Source organism: Pseudomonas fluorescens (assembly GCF_004683905.1).
Taxonomy (GTDB): Bacteria; Pseudomonadota; Gammaproteobacteria; order Pseudomonadales; family Pseudomonadaceae; genus Aquipseudomonas; species Aquipseudomonas putida_A.
Genome location: NZ_CP038438.1, coordinates 4,562,074 through 4,577,614 on the forward strand (window position 1 = coordinate 4,562,074; position 15,541 = coordinate 4,577,614).

Genomic DNA, 15,541 nt, shown 5'->3' on the forward strand with positions numbered 1-15,541 from the left:
CCACCCCTGTGGGAGCGGGCTTGCTCGCGAAGGCGTCAGATCAGTCAACATCGATGCTGAATGGGCCGGCCTCTTCGTGGGCAAGCCCACTCCCACAGTTTGATTTGTGTCAGGCATTAGAGAGTGGAACGGATGACATCGCCCAACCACTCCATGAACACCCGCACCCGCAGCGGCAAATGCCGTTGCCGCGCGTACAGGATTGAAATCGCCATCGCCGGCGCGGTGAACTTCGGCAGCACAGTCAGCAGCTCACCGGTGTCCAGATGGGGCTGCATGCCGGTGCGCGGCACCTGGATCAGGCCGAAGCCGCCCAGGCACGCCGACTCATAGGCATCGGTGCTGTTGACCGTGACGCTGCCAGCCATCGGCAGGCGCCGCACCTGTCCGTCCTGTTCATACACAAACCCTTCCGAGCGCGAACCGAGCACACCGACGTAATGCACCAGTCGATGCTGCGCCAGATCCTCCAACGTCTGCGGCACGCCGTAGCGTTCGAGGTACGCGGGGCTGGCGCAGTTGATCATCGGGAAGTCGCCCAAGTGCCGCGCCACCACCGACTGATCCGGCTGCGCACCGATGCGCACCACGCAATCGAAACCCTCGCTGAGCAGATCGACGCGGCGGTCGGTGCTGCTGATTTCCAGTTCCAGATTCGGGTGCCGCGCCATGAACTCAGGCAGCAGCGGCATGATCAGGCGCCGCGCGAGGATGTTCGGCATGTCGACACGAATCCGCCCGCTCAGCGACGCCGGATCCTGCCGAAACAGCCCCTCGATCTCGTCCATGTGCGACAGCAGATCCTTGCTGCGCTGGTACAACACCAGACCGTCCTGAGTCGCCTGCACCTTGCGCGTGGTGCGTTGCAGAAGGCGGGTGCCGAGCAGGGTTTCCAAGGCCTGGACGTGTTCGGAAACCGTTGAGCGCGGCAACCCGAGACTCTCGCCAGCCAGGGTGAAACTCGACAGTTCGCTGACCCGGACGAAGGTGCGCAGCAGTTCCAGTTTGTTCATGAGGACACCCGTTGATTGTTCGACTGAGTCGATCAGTGATTCCGGTTTCAGTCTGTTTATCACCCCATGGCGGATAAATAAACTTTGCTCATCACCACTCAACGCAATCGAGGATTTCACATGAGCCGCAAAATCGCATTGATCACCGGTGCCAGCCGTGGCCTGGGCAAGAACGCCGCCCTGCACCTCGCCGCCGAAGGCGTGGACATCATCGGCACCTACAACAGCCGAGCCGATGAAGCCCAGGCGCTGGTGGCTGAACTGGAACAACGCGGCGCCAAAGCCGTGATGCTGCAACTGGATGTCGGCCGCAGCGAAACCTTTGCCGATTTCGCCTCGCGGGTTGCGCAAGCGCTGCAGCAACTGGAGCGTCCGCGTTTCGACTTCCTGATCAACAACGCCGGGATCGGTGTGCACGCGGCGTTCGCCGAGACCACCCCGGAACAGTTCGACCTGCTGATGAATATCCAGCTCAAAGGGCCGTTCTTCCTGACTCAGCAACTGCTGCCGCTGATCAATGACGGCGGCCGGATCATCAACATCTCCAGCGGCCTGACCCGCTTCAGCCTGCCGGGTTATGCCGCCTACGCGGCGATGAAAGGCGCGATGGAAGTGCTGACCCGCTATCAGGCCAAGGAGCTGGGTGCGCGGCAGATCGGCGTGAACATCCTGGCGCCGGGCGCTATCGAGACCGATTTTGGCGGCGGTGCGGTGCGCGACAACGCGGCGTTGAACGCGATGGTCGCGAGCAATACCGCACTGGGTCGCGCCGGGCAGCCGGATGATATTGGTGGCGCGCTGTCGATGCTGCTGGCGCCGGGCGCGCAGTGGATCAACGGGCAGCGGGTCGAGGCATCGGGAGGAATGTTCCTCTAAACCCCCGATTCACTAAAAACTTTCTTGGTGAGAGCCTCTGTGGCGAGGGGATTTATCCCCGATGGACTGCGCAGCAGGCCCTTCTTTTCTGGATAAAAAGAGGGGCCGCTACGCGCCCCATCGGGGATAAATCCCCTCGCCACAGGTTTTATATTCGCCATAGGTTGTGCTTATCCCGCGCATACCCGGCGGGTCACGAGGCGCTCGCGCACCACGTCATACCCCCAGTGATACACATAGGTGTACGGCAGGAAAAACAGCAGCACGCCGATGTCGAGCAAGAACGCCTGCCACAGGCTGACCGACAACCACCAGGCGATCAGCGGCACGCCCATCACGATCAATCCGCCCTCAAACAGCAGCGCATGGACCACCCGGGTCCAGGCGTTGTGGCCGACATTCAGGCGCTTGAGCATGCGGTCGAAAAAGCCGTTGAACAGCACGTTCCACGCCAGCGCCAGCAGAGCGATCAGCACGGTCACCGCGCCCATGTCCAGCAGCGGTTTGTCCATGATCCACGCCAGTAACGGGGTACAGATCAGGATCGCCAGACACTCGAAACCGATGGCCTGGAAGATACGTTCAGTGATGGATTTGTTGGCAGTCATGGCCTGACTCCTTGAGTGAAGAGGGTTGCCATGATCTGCCCTCATACCGATACTTCATAACCAATAACCATCGATCAAGGCGATAGTTCATGGCTTCGCAAGAAGTGCTGTTGGCGTTTGTGCAAGCGGCCACTCAGGGTTCGTTTTCGGCAGCGGCGCGCAAGCTGGGGCGCAGTCAGTCAACCATCAGTGCCGCAGTGGCGAGTCTTGAGATCGATCTGGATCTGGTGCTGTTCGACCGCAGCAGCCGCAAACCGACGCTGACCCCGGCCGGTCATGTGATGCTGCAACGGGCCGAGGCGATTCTGGCGGCCACCAGTCGTATGGAAATGAGCGCCCGGCAACTGGCACAAGGCGTCGAGCCGAAGCTGACCGTGGCGATTTCCGACACCTACCAGTCAGCGCGATTTGAAGCGGCACTGGTCGGCTTCGAGCAGCGTTATCCGGACCTGGAACTGGAATGCTTGATCGCCGAGTGTGACGACCTGATCGAGTTGGTCCAGCGTGGCCGCGCACACTTGGCGTTTGCCGAAATGCAGGACACCTATCCACCGGATCTGGTGACCTCGACCGTCGCCGAGCGCACTGACCTGGCGCTGTTCGTCAAAGATGATCATGTGCTGACCCGTGTCGAACGGGTCGACCAGCAGGTGCTGGAGCAGCATCGCGAGTTGCGCCTGGCGACCATCGTCAATCCCTACGACAGCCGGGCAAAGGGCCGGGTGTGGTCGGCGCCGAGTTACCTGATGCTGATGGAAATGGCGGAGATGGGCTTTGGCTGGGCGGCGCTGCCGCGCTGGCTGGTGGCGCGTTTCGGTAATGGCTCGCTGGTGGAACTGACGGTGCGCGGCTGGCCGCGGCCGGTGTATGTCGATGCGTTGTGGTCGCGGCTGTATCCGCCGGGGCCGGCGGGGAGCTGGTTGCTGAGCAAGATGCTGGAATAGCGGCGCGCCCATTCGCGAGCAAGCTCGCTCCCACAGTTGGAATGCGATCGCCTGTGGGAGCGGGCTTGCTCGCGAAGGGGCCGGCACTGCCAATGAATTCCTGGGATCAATCCAGTTCGCTCAGCCGCCCCTCGATAAACCGCCGCTCCGGCTCTTGCCGGGTCAGTTCCAGTGCTCGCCGATACGCCGCCCGCGCCTGCTGCACCCGGCCCAACTGCCGACAAAACTCCGCCCGCGCCGAATGCGCCAGGTGGTAATCCTGCAACTCACCGCGATCCAGAATCCCCTCGATCAGCGTCAGCCCCGCCAACGCACCATCGCGCTTGGCCACTGCCACCGCGCGGTTCAACTCGATCACCGGCGACGGCACCGCCCGCAACAGCACGTCATACAGCCCGACGATCTGCTGCCAGTCGGTTTCTGCCGCTGACGGCGCTTCGGCATGCACCGCGGCAATCGCCGCTTGCAGGCAATACGGCCCGAACCTTCGGGTGGTCAGCGCCCGCTCCACCAGCGCACAACCTTCAGCAATCAACCCGGCATCCCAGCGCGAGCGATCCTGGTCATCCAGCAGCACCAGTTCACCACTGGGCGAAGTGCGCGCCGGCCGACGTGATTCGTGCAACAGCATCAACGCCAGCAGGCCCATGACCTCCGGTTCCGGCAGCAGCTCCATCAGCAACCGCCCAAGCCGAATCGCCTCGCGGGTCAGATCTTCGCGGGTCAGTTCGGCGCCCATCGACGCCGAATAGCCTTCGTTGAACACCAGATAAATCACCCGCAACACGCTGTCGAGGCGCTCGGGCAGTTCGCTCAGGCTCGGCACTTGGTAAGGGATTTTTGCATCGCGAATCTTCGCCTTGGCACGGACGATGCGCTGGGCAATCGCCGCCGGTGCCGAGAGAAACGCGCGGGCGATTTCCTCGGTGGTCAGGTCGCAGACTTCCCGCAGGGTCAGCGGCACTTGCGCATCCGCCGCCAGCGCCGGGTGACAGCAGGTGAAGATCAGCCGCAGGCGGTCGTCTTCCACGTCTTCGCCACTCCAGTCGGCCTGTTCCAATTCTTCGAGCTGCGCCAGCAACAGCGGCTGCGAGGCCTTGAAGCGGGCGCGGCGGCGCAACACATCGATGGCCTTGAAGCGCCCGGTGGACACCAGCCAGGTGCGCGGATTGTCCGGCACACCGTCGCGCTGCCAGCGCTCGACCGCCACGAAGAACGCCTCGTGCAAGGCTTCTTCGGCGAGGTCGAAATCCCCGAGCAGACGAATCAGGGTCGCCAGAATCCGCCGCGAGTCTTCGCGATAGACCTGCTCGACCCGCGCCCGGACTTCAGACATTCAACTGCCGCACCGGACGCACTTCAACGCTGCCGACCCGGGCCGCCGGAATATTGCCGGCGACCTGAATCGCTTCGTTGAGATCCTTGGCATCGATCAGGTAGAAACCGGCCAGTTGCTCCTTGGTTTCAGCGAACGGGCCATCGGTGATCGACAGCTTGCCGTTGCGCATCCGGACGGTGGTTGCGGTCTGCACCGACTCCAGCGCTTCGGCCGCGACCATCCGCCCGCTGCCCTGAATCGACTCGGCGTAGGCCCAGCACTCGGCGTCTTCCGGGCTGTCGGGCGAGTTGTGCAGCAGGCGCTCATCGCTGTAGACCAGGCATAAATACTTCATGGTTTTCTCCTGATTCGAACGGATCAACTATGGCTGAAGATCAGGGTTGTACATCGAACAGCGTGCTGCCGCTCATCGGATCGAACGGTGCCGACCAGTGCTCGTGAGCGATTTTCCACGTCCCGCCGACCTGCCGATAGCACGCGGTGGCGCGCATCCAGCAGCTCTGGGTTTCGCCCTTGTCGTTGGTGCCGCCGCAATGCGTTACCCAATGGGCGAAGGCGAGGTTGTCGGCGGTCTCGATGGCGATCTCGTGAAACTCGAAAACGTGCGGGCCGGAACACATCTCCATGCAGGCTTCCCAGTGGGCACGGTAGGCCGCTTTGCCCTTGAATTGCAGGGCCTTGATCGCATCGAAGGAGACGATGTCGTCGGTGTACAACGTCATGACCTTGTCGACGTTCTTGGTCATTACCGCGTCGCGGTAGGTATTGATCAGGGTCTGGATTTCAGTCTGTGCGCTCATGGTGTTCTCCGTGGTTTTTGTGCTGAAGACACCCTTAGTCGTTCGACCATCGTACGGATCGACAGACGAAACAAAAAATTTCCGCCGAACACAAAATCGCTAGAATCCGAGGCTCATCTTTGTAGGAAAAAGGAAATTCCCGTGTCAGCCCAACTCGTGCCGTACGACAGCCTGAACGCGTTGCAGCGTCAGCAGGTCGAGGCGATTGAAATCCATCCCGAGCAGATCAAATTTTCCGGCGACATTCACGGCGCGTTGCACACGCTGCTGTCCAGACCCGGCCCCGGCGTCAAAGGTTTCGCGCTGCTGGCCGATCAGGTGCCGGTGGCTTTTCTGCTGCTCAAGCGCCCACCGGTGTTGCCGGACTGGGCCGATGAACACAGCGCCACCCTGCACGCCTTGCAGGTCGATCACCGGGCACAGGGCAAAGGTTACGGCAAGGCTTGCCTGCAGGCGCTGCCCGAGGTGGCGCGTGAAGCATGGCCGGAGATCAAGGGTCTGGAACTGTCGGTGGATGCCGATAACGATGCCGCCATCGCGCTGTACGCCAAACACGGTTTCGTCGACAGCGGCGAAGCGTACAAGGGCCGGGTCGGTTACGAACGGCGTATGGGACTGTTTTTCTAAATCATCGAGGGATGCACGATGATCGATTCAATCGAAGCACTGGAAGCTATTTACGGCCTGCCCCACGACCGCGCGGTGCGCAAGCAGATCGGTTTTCTCAACGAGGATTATCAGGCGATGGTGCGCCTGTCGCCGCTGGTGATCGTCAGCTCGGTGGGCGCCGACGGTCTCGACAATTCGCCACGCGGTGACAAAGCCGGGTTCGTGCGGATCATTGACCAAAACACCCTGGCCCTGCCGGACCGCCCGGGCAACAACCGCATCGATACCCTGCGCAATGTGCTGCACGATCCACGGGTGTCGTTGCTGTTCATCATTCCGGGCATTGGCGAGACCTTGCGGGTCAATGGCACCGCGACCATCAGCGCCGATCCTGAGCTGCTGGAAAGCTTTGCGGTGAACGGCAAACCGGCGAAAACCGTGTTGCTGGTGACGGTAGAGGCAGCGTTTTTCCACTGCTCGAAAGCCTTTGTGCGCTCTGACGCCTGGAACCCGGAAACCCACCTGCCGCGCTCGGCCCTGCCCTCTGCGGGCGCGTTTCACAAGCGCCTGAATGACGGGCAGTTTGACGCCGAGACCTACGACCGCGAAGCACCGAAAAGAGTAAGCGACACCCTTTACTGAAAAAATATCTCATATTCTCTTACAGGACTAAATAATCATCCTGTAAGAGTTATCCCACGAGCAATCCCAAATCATTTAAAACCAATAAAACCCTGTAAGTAAATTCTGATTTTCACCTTGGATATTGACGTCGTACTGTCAAACACTCTAGGTTCTAGCCATGAGTAAATTCATTAATTACTCAATAGATTTGCCATTGTTGAAAACGGACTCTGACATGGAGACTGACACTTAAAGCACAGCAGCACTCGACACCCCCGAGGAGCATCGCGTGACAAAAATTCTAATTAAGACGTCAAAATCAAAAATCACCAGCAATGAAATAACTATATTGGATGGAAGAATTTCTATACCAAAAAATTATCTTTTAGAGAAAGCTTTTTTAGAATCGACAAGCATTCTAATTATTTCTGGCTCTCTAATAGATGGCATAGGAACAATTCACTCCGACATCGACTGCATCATTCTATGCGAACAACGCCCTACAGCAAAAAGCATTAAGGATATCGAACACGCGTTTGTCACAAATGAAAATTATCGCCATATCACGAAAAACGAAGAAGTCCACAACACAACCGACTTCTATGGAGACTCCAGCATCCACATTGACGCTGACTACATCACCTTCTCGGAAATTGAAGACATATATAAAAAAATCAACAAAGCGTTTACTGAGGTAATTTCTGACCAGCGCTTCCTATATGACCCAATACTAACAAACACAGAAAACAACATCATTCATCGTTCTATCATCGGACATGCCATTACAAACGAAGAAAGATTCAAATCTATAAAATCAAGAATTCCTTTGGACAAGCATATCTACATTGCACATCGTGAGAAACTTCCCGTCTTTTATGCGTTTCAGGATATTCAAGGGTGTTGGCAGTCAGGAAATCTCTGGATGGGCTGTGAGATAGCCAGAGACATGATGCTAAAAACATCCATGAGTTTTACATACCTCACTGGCACTTCGAACAAGCACTATAAGTGGATATACTCAAACATGTATCGAGTTGAAGGATACGAAACCATCAAAAACAAGTTCTTTGCTTTGGCCAGGCAAGGAGCAACTACAGAAACGGAATGCAGATCCTATATCCAAGAGATACTGGACTACATGGACTTGGTATTCCTAGCAATTGAGGACCTGCTAAAAACAAAAGACATCTACCCAACGACAAAAACTTCTCTTGCCGCACTAGATAATGAGTTCAACGAGCGCAAACAAACCAAACATAAAATTTCAATGTGCGAGTACTATTTCAGAAAAAAATACTTTGCTGCTTCCCAGACCCCACGCCTAACAACCTTACTTAAAGAATGGGATTGAACATTTACAGTTAGCCCTCTTGGAATGACACAAACGGTCCATTGTATGGAAATCCTAAGACTATCTGTACCGCTAATATTTTCCAGATTGGGAGATATGATTGGATCACTGATTTTCTTCTCCTTTATCGGCCATTACATTGTCGACTCGCTGAGTGCCGCATCATTCGCCTTAGCGTCATTATCTTTTATGACAGTTGTCGGCATCGGATTTTTTTCCAACATGCTAATAACCATAGCAGGAGCGACCGATTTAAACACAGACAAAATCAAGTCAGAAATAGCCGCATCCTTCAATCTCGCAATTTTTCTTGGATTGATAATTTTATGCATAATATTTTTAATAGGTAAATTCTCATCAAAAATAGAAACAAAACCCAGCAGCCCTGACGACTTTAAAGCCCTTTTAACACTTTCAATCTCAATACCTGCCGTATACCTCCAGATTACCATTTTTAACTTCTATAACGGCATTAGAAAAACGCAATACGAACTCACGTTCACATGGCTACTGAACAGTGCTCTCGCATTAACATGTATCGTATACACAAATATAGACACAGATATAAATTTATCCGATTTCATTATCACGTACGTTTGCCTGCGTTATTTATTCTCATTCGCGGCGCTAGCATTTTTCAGAATCACAATACAAAAACACTTAAATAATTTTTCAGCACGCAAAAAATTATCAAAAGATGACTATATAAAGTACATGATTTGTGGACTCCCTATGGCCCTGTGCTTTGGTAGTGAAAGCCTCCTATTCCTTTTGCTCTCCCTGATATCGAAACATATAAATGACATTAGCCTTTCTGCGTACCAAGCTTCTATTCATGCAGCCAGTATCATCTATATGATTTCTATCGGAATAGGAAATGCGGCAGGAATAATGACTGCACGCCACTACAAAACAAAGGACTTCGAAGCAATTTCAAAAACTCACAGCCAGGCAATCCGGCTTGGACTATTCATACTAACTCCAATCCTAACGGCGTGTTTTTTGTTAAATGAAAATATTTCTCTAATCTACACATCTGATACAGCAACAAGGATACTTATAGAAAAAAACATTATCATCTCAATACCTTTCTTGATGTTTGAGTTCATTTATGTTGTCACAAGATTGACTTTGAGAGGCATGAATGATCTTTGGACCCCCACTGTAATGACAATACTGACACTGAACGTTTTTGGTGTGTTTTCTTCAGTAACCCTATTATCGCTGTACGAACACACCGTTCACTCCGTATTTATAGCTTTAGTAGCATGTTCATTTATTCTGATGTTGCTTCTATCCTGGAGATTAAGGCATACCCTACATCATGCAAAAACCAACACTAAAGAAAACCTATGTCGCCCAAAATTGCCATGACCTTTACTAACTTAGTTTTTCGAGGTTCGAACAATGACACAGACCTCCTCACTAACCGATACGAAAAATCAAAATTTAACATTAACGACGATAATTAGCGAACATCATGCCTGGCGAACATTGAGCGGATTACAAACGAACAACTATTACGTTTACCGTAATGCGATACACAGTGGCTGCCATCTTCAACGAACCTTGTTCGAACTACGCCACCCTGAAGTGATGATTTGCGACTTAAGCAATCTTGAACCTGCCTTTAATTGCATGTCTGATTCACAGATAGTTAAAACCTGGCACCAAATAAACTCCGCCATTGATCAATCAAAACTTAAAGACATACGAAAAATACTAGGCGATGGCCTGACGCCGGAAATAGCCATTTCTGGCCCATGCAAGCAGAAGCTGTTTGAGTTTAAAACTCAGTTAATTAATAAAATCCTGCCTACATCAGCCAAACAAAAACATCCAGCAACCACACACCCAACAATACGTGGCATCTCGAAAAACAGATTACTCATAAACACTAACGATAGCACCATTAACTTTCACAACCGATTCTGCGCATTCTACAGCGCTTACATATCGCATGAGCACTGGGACAATTGCCTTACCTTGAATACCAGATACATTTACGAAGACCACCCAATTTGGCATAAAATAAAAACACTATCAAAGAACAAACTGTTTTTGTTATCAGCCGGTCTACCTCTTGCTCTTGGTTATCTCGCGGCAACTGGAGACGAAAAAATATTCTTTTCTGAAATTCATCGACAAAACGATGCAAGCCTATTGACTCGCGATAGTGAGTTTCTGGATATATTCCCTCATAGTGAAATTACGAATGAGCCATGGTTGATTATAGATAAGTCATATACAGGAGGAAGCCTTAGACAAGCGGCTAACATGATTAGAAAAAAACTAGGTTATGACGCTGACATTAAAACCCTCGCGCTTTTCCCAAAAACCTTTAGCGCATTCATGAGCGCGGACTATGCAGTTTATGGAGGAAAATTATTTGAAGTAAGACTCTACGCATCACGTCTCAATAGAGAAACCTGGCATACACAACTTATAGCTGAGAATTCGATATGAGACCTTTATTCAAGGACGAACACGTTTCCGAACTGGAAGAATGCCTCTACGAAGCCAGAAAGCAACTACGTCGCTATTGGGCCGGGACGCTCGCATGCTTACCTGACTACGACACATCACAAAATCAATGGAACAACGCTCAAACACAATCAGATTTAGATTGCCAAAACATATTAGCTGAGTGCCTATCAACTATCAGTTTTAAAATCGCAATATACTCGGAGGAAAGCGCCAGCTTTAATGCCCTCGAAAAAAAAGAGGAATACTCACTTCTTATAGACCCATTAGACGGTACGCACAATGCAACTCTAGGCTTCCCTGGCTACACATCGAGTGTGGCGCTTTATTACAATGGTGCATATATATTTGGCTGGGTGTATGACATATCAAGAGATCTGGTGTACACGGCAGCATTAAACGAGGGAGCGTATCTGCAATCCTCAATAATCGTGAAAAGGCTTAGGACACGCACCACCCACTCTTTAGAAGAAATGAGGGTTTCTTTCCATCGCCCCCGAGACGCTCAGGAAAGATCCAGAATTGAAAACATCATATGGTCAGCGGCGAAAGTCCGAATTTATTCCTGTTCTTCATTGGAAATCTGTCTTATTGCTGCCGGGGTTCTTGATGCTTTTATTGATGTAGGCCCACCTGGACACGAACGAAGTTGTGATATTGCCGCAGCAGAGTTGGTACTCAGAGAAGCGGGTGGTGCGTTATTCGACGACAAAGGCGGTATCAGAACTAGCTCCCCACCTTCAGCAACATCCGTATCAGACAATGGAACATTAATAGCATTATCCACAAAAGAACTTATACGATTACTCCTATAACTCATGGAACTGGAGGCAAATCATGTTATTCGAAACAGTCAACCTAAAACTTAAACTATTATCCAATGGCATTAATTTCTCCAAAGAATTCCTGGAGTATTTTCAGAACCAAACGAAGCATATTGAGAAAAGACGAGCATATGGCACAGGTGACAGTGCAATACTTGAATCAAGCATCCACACGCCCCAGGAAATGATTCTCGACGGACAAATTATCACGGCCGCTAATTACAACCCTAGCTCACCATATCAAATCGTTTTAGCACAAGGACATCCAGCATTAAAGCATGGAAGCAAAACCATAAAAATTACATTTCCTTCCAGACCGATATCCTATGGAACCCAATTAAGCAACGGTGAATTATTCGAAACGCATTTAACCGTATATGGAAACTCCACCCTTGGGATATTTTCACCAGGTCATTGCTATTACTTCAACAATGGTCGCGAGTGTAAATTTTGCTCTCTTGGTGCAGCCAGAGAAAATTTTTCCGACCACAAAATGCGTATCAAAGGTGATTTAGCAGGAGAAGCCGTAGAGATAGCTACCAAGGTGGAGAGTGGACGTTACAAGAGAGTTTTGTTTAACGGCGGCACGATCCCAAATTATGATAAAGGTTACTTAATGCATTTAGACCTAATGAAACGAGTAAAAGAAAGAAACACTGCGAGCAATCTGGATTACCACTTAATTTCGATGCCACCCAAGGATTTCCGGCTTTTTGAGCGTTTCAAAGGACTGGGCCACAAACTATCCATGAGCTTGGAAGTATTCAACGCAGATCTGTTTTCTGAAGTTTGCCCTGGAAAGTCACAGAATTATACAAGACCACGCTTCCTTTCTGCGTTTGAAGCTGCTGTCGAGGTTTTAGGTCGTGGAAACGTCTACGCGGGTTTTGTTGCTGGCATGGAACCTTTAGAGTCAATCATTGAAGGCATCGAGTATTTCGGAAATATGGGAGTGGTGCCTGCGGTTGCAGTATTCCACCCCGACGCCGGCTCACACTACTCCACGAAAGCGCGTCCTTCCGTCGACTTTCTAAATACACTCGGAAAAAAAATGTCAGAAATTTATCAACGAGAGGGCTTTAGACCGTTAATAGAAGGAAGTGGAAGAAACTCTTTGGATACTGAAGCTTACCTAGGAGGTTTTGCATGAATTATTCTTTGGATAAAGGAGTATTTATCGCATTCGAAGGTACCGATGGCGCAGGAAAATCAACGGTTGCGCGAGCAACATATGACAGAATTCTTGAGTCCCATTCTGCATTGCACTTTATAGACAAAAATCGTCCTCCTGTGCCTACAGGCTATACAGAGTTTCATATGTCTCGGCTACGTGAAGTTTTATGGGATTATCCGGACAACGCTCCACTTGAACAATTAGGTGACAAACACTGGATGAGTTTGATAACTGCATGGTTTCAAGCCACGGATCATGCAGCTGTAACACCCTTGACGAACTCTGGCATAAGTTGTATCGCTGACGGTTGGCACCACAAATATTTAGCGCGCTTCTTGCTTAAAAATGATGATTTGGCGGACCAGGCATTGGCGCTATTCTCAACGATTAGAAAGCCCGATCACGTGATTTTTTTAGATGTTGATCCGATTCTGGCAGCAAAGAGAAAGGTAACGTTTCGGCTGAGCGAAAGCGGTGCCTATGACGGCGCTAATGAAGATCGCCGGAAGGGCTTTATTGAGTACCAGAATCGAGTTCGATCCAGTTATGAGCGATGTGGTCTGGTGAACTGGACAAGGATCGATACAACCGACCTGAGTGAGGAGGCCGTACTCGATAAGGCAGTCACTGCAGTCCAGAGAATTCTTTGTAAGAAATAGAAATTAACGAATCTAAGATGACCAGTTTTATACCGACAAGACTGACCCACCCCCTAACCCTTTGTAGGAGCTGCCGAAGGCTGCGATCTTTTGATCTTGCTGTTGAGAAGATCAAGATCAAAAGATCGCAGCCTTCGGCAGCTCCTACAGGGTTTGATGGTTGATGACTTAGAGGGTCAGGATCATCTCGTGCCACGCCATCCCGCCATGGTCGGACTCCGACGGCTTGATGTAGGCAAAGCCGAACCCGGCGTACAGCGGAATATGCTTCTCCTTGCACATCAGATGAATCGTCGCCTTGTCCATCCCGCGCATGCGCTTGATGAACTCGGCCATCAGTCGCTTGGCCAAACCCTGGCCCTGATAGTCCGGGTGCACCACCACCGACATGATCACCACGTTCGGCCCTTGCGGATCGTGACCGATCAGCTCCTTGAACGACTCGTCGGACATCTGCACATCAAACGCCGCGCCCGAGTTGATGAACCCGGCGACTACGCCGTCTACTTCGGCGACGATGAAACCCTCAGGCCAGGTGGCGATGCGCGTGGCGATCTTCTCGCGAGTGGCGGCTTCATCGCCTTCGTAGGCAACGGTTTCGATGGCGTAGCAGCGATCCAGGTCGGCGGCGGTGACGTTGCGGATGACGGTGTTCATGGCAGCTCGAAAATCAGCGGAGAAAAGTGCGCAAAGCATAAAGGAATAAGGTGTTCATATCGATCCGCGCGGGGGGCGTAAAGCCTGCGTATAAGCGCTTTTCTTCGTGCCGCTGACGGGCTATTCCTGCGCTGTGTCTCTGATCACCCTTGGGGGTAACCGCTTATGAGCAGCGTTGAAATCGGCCTGTTGATGGTGTTGGGCATCAGTACGTTCGGCTTTATCACCTTGGGCATCGACCTGTTGCGGGCGCGACGGCTGGGCAAGGGCAAGCGCGGTTGAACAACATGAGGCGGATCAGTGATCCGCCTCATCGTCATGGACTCAGGTTTTGCTGTCGACCGGCACGCAGATTTCCAGTTTGCCGGTGTGCAGTCGCGGATTGAAATCGGCGCTGTAGCGTTCCAGTTCCGGGGCATTCAGTTCCACGTAGTGAGAGGTCGGTAGCCAGGTCTTGTAGATGTATTGCAGGGTTTGCGGCAACTGGTCGAGCGGGCCCTTGTGCTCGAACACCGCGTACTGCCGGGGCAGCACTTCGACCCACTGATAGACCTTCTGGTCGAGGTCATCGAGCTTGCTGATTTCTACCCCGGCGATGTAGTCGAAGCCACCCTTGTCGTCGAAATTGCTACAGACGCCGTAGGTCACTTCGTTTTTTTGTCCCTGTATCTTTCCCAGGTGCGGCAAGAACTTTTCCCACAGCGCGGGGATGTCCTTGGCCGTGTCCTGGGTAAATCGACCACGAAATCCCGCGATCAGCAGGAAGTGTCCATGTTCGAAGCGAGGTTCCGCCACTTCGACGCGTTTTTGCTCATCCATGACTCGACTCCTGGAACAAAATTAGGGGTTCGGCTGCTGAGTATAGAAGCCAAACCCGATTCGCAATGTCACAAGGCGTGCAACTGGTCGGCAGCGCCGGAGCCAACGAACTCGTTATAACCGGATACGATCACGTAAACCGCGAAATAGCAGAAGATCGCCGCCGATGCCATGTAGGAGTAGCGCAACAGCTTGTCGCCGAGCAACTTGCCGCCGTGGCTCGCGGCAAAGCACAGACCGGCCGACCACAGCAGGCCGGCGCAGAGAAAACCGCCGAGAAACAGCGCCGAGCTGAGCGGGCCGCCGCCACCGGAGCGGGCGATCAGGGTGCCGCCAACCGCGGCGAACCACAGGATCGCGCTGGGCGAGGACATGGCGAGGAAGATCCCTCGGAAGAATTCCTTGCGATGGGAGTTCTGCCCCACCTCCGCCGTCGCCGCCAACTGCGCCTCATGGTGAATCGCCGAATAGATCATCTTCGCCGCAAAGTAGATCAGCAGCGCCGACCCGCCGATCCACAGCACCCAGCGCACGCTTTCGTACTGCAGCAGCACGGTCATCCCGGCCAGCGCCAGCACTGCGTAGATCAGGTCGCCGACGCAAGTGCCGAGGCCCAGCGCGAAGCCCTGAAAGTAACCGCGCTGCATCGCCAGGGTGATCATTGCGATGTTGGCTACGCCGATGTCCAGGCACAGCGAAAGGCTCAGCAAGAAGCCGCTGGTGAATTCCATTAAGCATTTCCTTGGAAAAAATTATTGTC

The 15,541-nt window shown here is 52.6% G+C and carries 19 protein-coding genes; 10 read left to right on the forward strand and 9 right to left on the reverse strand.

The features are described from left to right. Positions 1–116 precede the first annotated feature (116 nt). The gene (locus tag E4T63_RS21035; protein WP_135296384.1) at positions 117–1,013 is read right to left on the reverse strand and encodes a LysR family transcriptional regulator; all 897 of its coding nucleotides are present in this window, start codon (positions 1,011–1,013) and stop codon (positions 117–119) included. 120 nt (positions 1,014–1,133) lie between these two features. On the opposite strand from E4T63_RS21035, the gene E4T63_RS21040 reads away from it, so the two are divergent. Further along, entirely contained in the window at positions 1,134–1,889 is a 756-nt protein-coding gene (locus E4T63_RS21040; protein ID WP_103519776.1) for an SDR family NAD(P)-dependent oxidoreductase, read from the forward strand. Between the two features lie 170 nt (positions 1,890–2,059). On the opposite strand, the gene E4T63_RS21045 is transcribed toward E4T63_RS21040, so the two are convergent. After that, the gene (locus E4T63_RS21045; RefSeq protein WP_135296385.1) at positions 2,060–2,497 is read right to left on the reverse strand and encodes a multidrug/biocide efflux PACE transporter; all 438 of its coding nucleotides are present in this window, start codon (positions 2,495–2,497) and stop codon (positions 2,060–2,062) included. Positions 2,498–2,586: 89 nt separating this feature from the next. Between E4T63_RS21045 and E4T63_RS21050 the strand changes: the two genes are divergently transcribed. Then, positions 2,587–3,441, forward strand: coding sequence for a LysR family transcriptional regulator (locus E4T63_RS21050; protein WP_135296386.1), 855 nt, complete (start codon positions 2,587–2,589; stop codon positions 3,439–3,441). Between the two features lie 106 nt (positions 3,442–3,547). Here the strand turns inward: E4T63_RS21050 and E4T63_RS21055 are convergent, their stop codons facing one another. The 3 genes from E4T63_RS21055 to E4T63_RS21065 are packed head-to-tail and all read right to left on the reverse strand — an operon-like array spanning position 3,548 to position 5,580. Continuing rightward, positions 3,548–4,777, reverse strand: coding sequence for an RNA polymerase sigma factor (locus tag E4T63_RS21055; protein ID WP_135296387.1), 1,230 nt, complete (start codon positions 4,775–4,777; stop codon positions 3,548–3,550). Then, positions 4,770–5,114, reverse strand: coding sequence for a YciI family protein (locus E4T63_RS21060; RefSeq protein WP_134787154.1), 345 nt, complete (start codon positions 5,112–5,114; stop codon positions 4,770–4,772). The genes E4T63_RS21055 and E4T63_RS21060 overlap by 8 nt, the downstream gene beginning before the upstream one ends. A 40-nt stretch (positions 5,115–5,154) precedes the next feature. Next, positions 5,155–5,580, reverse strand: a complete 426-nt coding sequence (locus tag E4T63_RS21065) for a YybH family protein (protein ID WP_027612596.1) — start codon at positions 5,578–5,580, stop codon at positions 5,155–5,157. 141 nt (positions 5,581–5,721) lie between these two features. On the opposite strand from E4T63_RS21065, the gene E4T63_RS21070 reads away from it, so the two are divergent. From E4T63_RS21070 to E4T63_RS21080, 3 genes are all read left to right on the forward strand, one after another. Next, entirely contained in the window at positions 5,722–6,207 is a 486-nt protein-coding gene (locus E4T63_RS21070; RefSeq protein WP_098965211.1) for a GNAT family N-acetyltransferase, read from the forward strand. 18 nt (positions 6,208–6,225) lie between these two features. Beyond that, positions 6,226–6,831, forward strand: coding sequence for a pyridoxamine 5'-phosphate oxidase family protein (locus tag E4T63_RS21075; protein ID WP_095137084.1), 606 nt, complete (start codon positions 6,226–6,228; stop codon positions 6,829–6,831). 271 nt (positions 6,832–7,102) lie between these two features. After that, positions 7,103–8,164: a hypothetical protein gene (locus E4T63_RS21080; RefSeq protein ID WP_245223398.1), complete on the forward strand. Its 1,062-nt coding sequence runs from the start codon at positions 7,103–7,105 to the stop codon at positions 8,162–8,164. A 134-nt stretch (positions 8,165–8,298) separates the two neighbouring features. On the opposite strand, the gene E4T63_RS28740 is transcribed toward E4T63_RS21080, so the two are convergent. Then, positions 8,299–8,616: a hypothetical protein gene (locus E4T63_RS28740; RefSeq protein ID WP_240795651.1), complete on the reverse strand. Its 318-nt coding sequence runs from the start codon at positions 8,614–8,616 to the stop codon at positions 8,299–8,301. Positions 8,617–8,896: 280 nt separating this feature from the next. On the opposite strand from E4T63_RS28740, the gene E4T63_RS28745 reads away from it, so the two are divergent. The 5 genes from E4T63_RS28745 to E4T63_RS21105 are packed head-to-tail and all read left to right on the forward strand — an operon-like array spanning position 8,897 to position 13,305. Then, positions 8,897–9,538 (forward strand): MATE family efflux transporter, encoded by a 642-nt coding sequence (locus E4T63_RS28745; RefSeq protein ID WP_240795650.1) that lies wholly within the window; start codon positions 8,897–8,899, stop codon positions 9,536–9,538. A 33-nt stretch (positions 9,539–9,571) separates the two neighbouring features. Next, entirely contained in the window at positions 9,572–10,630 is a 1,059-nt protein-coding gene (locus E4T63_RS21090) for a hypothetical protein (protein ID WP_135296389.1), read from the forward strand. Further along, positions 10,627–11,463: an inositol monophosphatase family protein gene (locus tag E4T63_RS21095; RefSeq protein WP_135296390.1), complete on the forward strand. Its 837-nt coding sequence runs from the start codon at positions 10,627–10,629 to the stop codon at positions 11,461–11,463. The genes E4T63_RS21090 and E4T63_RS21095 overlap by 4 nt, the downstream gene beginning before the upstream one ends. A 22-nt stretch (positions 11,464–11,485) precedes the next feature. Next, on the forward strand, positions 11,486–12,622 hold the full coding sequence (locus E4T63_RS21100; RefSeq protein WP_135296391.1) for a radical SAM protein: 1,137 nt from the start codon (positions 11,486–11,488) through the stop codon (positions 12,620–12,622). Beyond that, positions 12,619–13,305, forward strand: coding sequence for a dTMP kinase (locus E4T63_RS21105; RefSeq protein WP_135296392.1), 687 nt, complete (start codon positions 12,619–12,621; stop codon positions 13,303–13,305). Before E4T63_RS21100 ends, E4T63_RS21105 begins: the two co-directional genes overlap by 4 nt. 168 nt (positions 13,306–13,473) lie before the next feature. On the opposite strand, the gene E4T63_RS21110 is transcribed toward E4T63_RS21105, so the two are convergent. The 3 genes from E4T63_RS21110 to E4T63_RS21120 form a co-directional block, all read right to left on the reverse strand. Beyond that, on the reverse strand, positions 13,474–13,962 hold the full coding sequence (locus E4T63_RS21110; RefSeq protein ID WP_135296393.1) for a GNAT family N-acetyltransferase: 489 nt from the start codon (positions 13,960–13,962) through the stop codon (positions 13,474–13,476). Positions 13,963–14,286: 324 nt separating this feature from the next. Further along, positions 14,287–14,781 carry a GyrI-like domain-containing protein gene (locus E4T63_RS21115; RefSeq protein ID WP_135296394.1) on the reverse strand — a complete coding sequence of 165 codons (495 nt, stop codon included), beginning with the start codon at positions 14,779–14,781 and terminating at the stop codon, positions 14,287–14,289. A 68-nt stretch (positions 14,782–14,849) separates the two neighbouring features. Then, a complete protein-coding gene (locus E4T63_RS21120) occupies positions 14,850–15,512 on the reverse strand; it encodes a LysE family translocator (protein ID WP_007969355.1) in 663 nt (220 codons plus the stop codon). Between the last annotated feature and the right edge of the window lie 29 nt (positions 15,513–15,541).

Excerpts from the sequence above, each read along its gene's own strand:
- E4T63_RS21035 (WP_135296384.1), bottom strand. The coding sequence starts at position 1,013 with ATGAACAAACTGGAACTGCTGCGCACCTTCGTCCGGGTCAGCGAACTG.
- E4T63_RS21040 (WP_103519776.1), top strand. The coding sequence starts at position 1,134 with ATGAGCCGCAAAATCGCATTGATCACCGGTGCCAGCCGTGGCCTGGGC.
- E4T63_RS21045 (WP_135296385.1), bottom strand. The coding sequence starts at position 2,497 with ATGACTGCCAACAAATCCATCACTGAACGTATCTTCCAGGCCATCGGT.
- E4T63_RS21050 (WP_135296386.1), top strand. The coding sequence starts at position 2,587 with ATGGCTTCGCAAGAAGTGCTGTTGGCGTTTGTGCAAGCGGCCACTCAG.
- E4T63_RS21055 (WP_135296387.1), bottom strand. The coding sequence starts at position 4,777 with ATGTCTGAAGTCCGGGCGCGGGTCGAGCAGGTCTATCGCGAAGACTCG.
- E4T63_RS21060 (WP_134787154.1), bottom strand. The coding sequence starts at position 5,114 with ATGAAGTATTTATGCCTGGTCTACAGCGATGAGCGCCTGCTGCACAAC.
- E4T63_RS21065 (WP_027612596.1), bottom strand. The coding sequence starts at position 5,580 with ATGAGCGCACAGACTGAAATCCAGACCCTGATCAATACCTACCGCGAC.
- E4T63_RS21075 (WP_095137084.1), top strand. The coding sequence starts at position 6,226 with ATGATCGATTCAATCGAAGCACTGGAAGCTATTTACGGCCTGCCCCAC.
- E4T63_RS28740 (WP_240795651.1), bottom strand. The coding sequence starts at position 8,616 with ATGGTAATCTGGAGGTATACGGCAGGTATTGAGATTGAAAGTGTTAAA.
- E4T63_RS28745 (WP_240795650.1), top strand. The coding sequence starts at position 8,897 with ATGGCCCTGTGCTTTGGTAGTGAAAGCCTCCTATTCCTTTTGCTCTCC.
- E4T63_RS21090 (WP_135296389.1), top strand. The coding sequence starts at position 9,572 with ATGACACAGACCTCCTCACTAACCGATACGAAAAATCAAAATTTAACA.
- E4T63_RS21095 (WP_135296390.1), top strand. The coding sequence starts at position 10,627 with ATGAGACCTTTATTCAAGGACGAACACGTTTCCGAACTGGAAGAATGC.
- E4T63_RS21100 (WP_135296391.1), top strand. The coding sequence starts at position 11,486 with ATGTTATTCGAAACAGTCAACCTAAAACTTAAACTATTATCCAATGGC.
- E4T63_RS21105 (WP_135296392.1), top strand. The coding sequence starts at position 12,619 with ATGAATTATTCTTTGGATAAAGGAGTATTTATCGCATTCGAAGGTACC.
- E4T63_RS21110 (WP_135296393.1), bottom strand. The coding sequence starts at position 13,962 with ATGAACACCGTCATCCGCAACGTCACCGCCGCCGACCTGGATCGCTGC.
- E4T63_RS21115 (WP_135296394.1), bottom strand. The coding sequence starts at position 14,781 with ATGGATGAGCAAAAACGCGTCGAAGTGGCGGAACCTCGCTTCGAACAT.
- E4T63_RS21120 (WP_007969355.1), bottom strand. The coding sequence starts at position 15,512 with ATGGAATTCACCAGCGGCTTCTTGCTGAGCCTTTCGCTGTGCCTGGAC.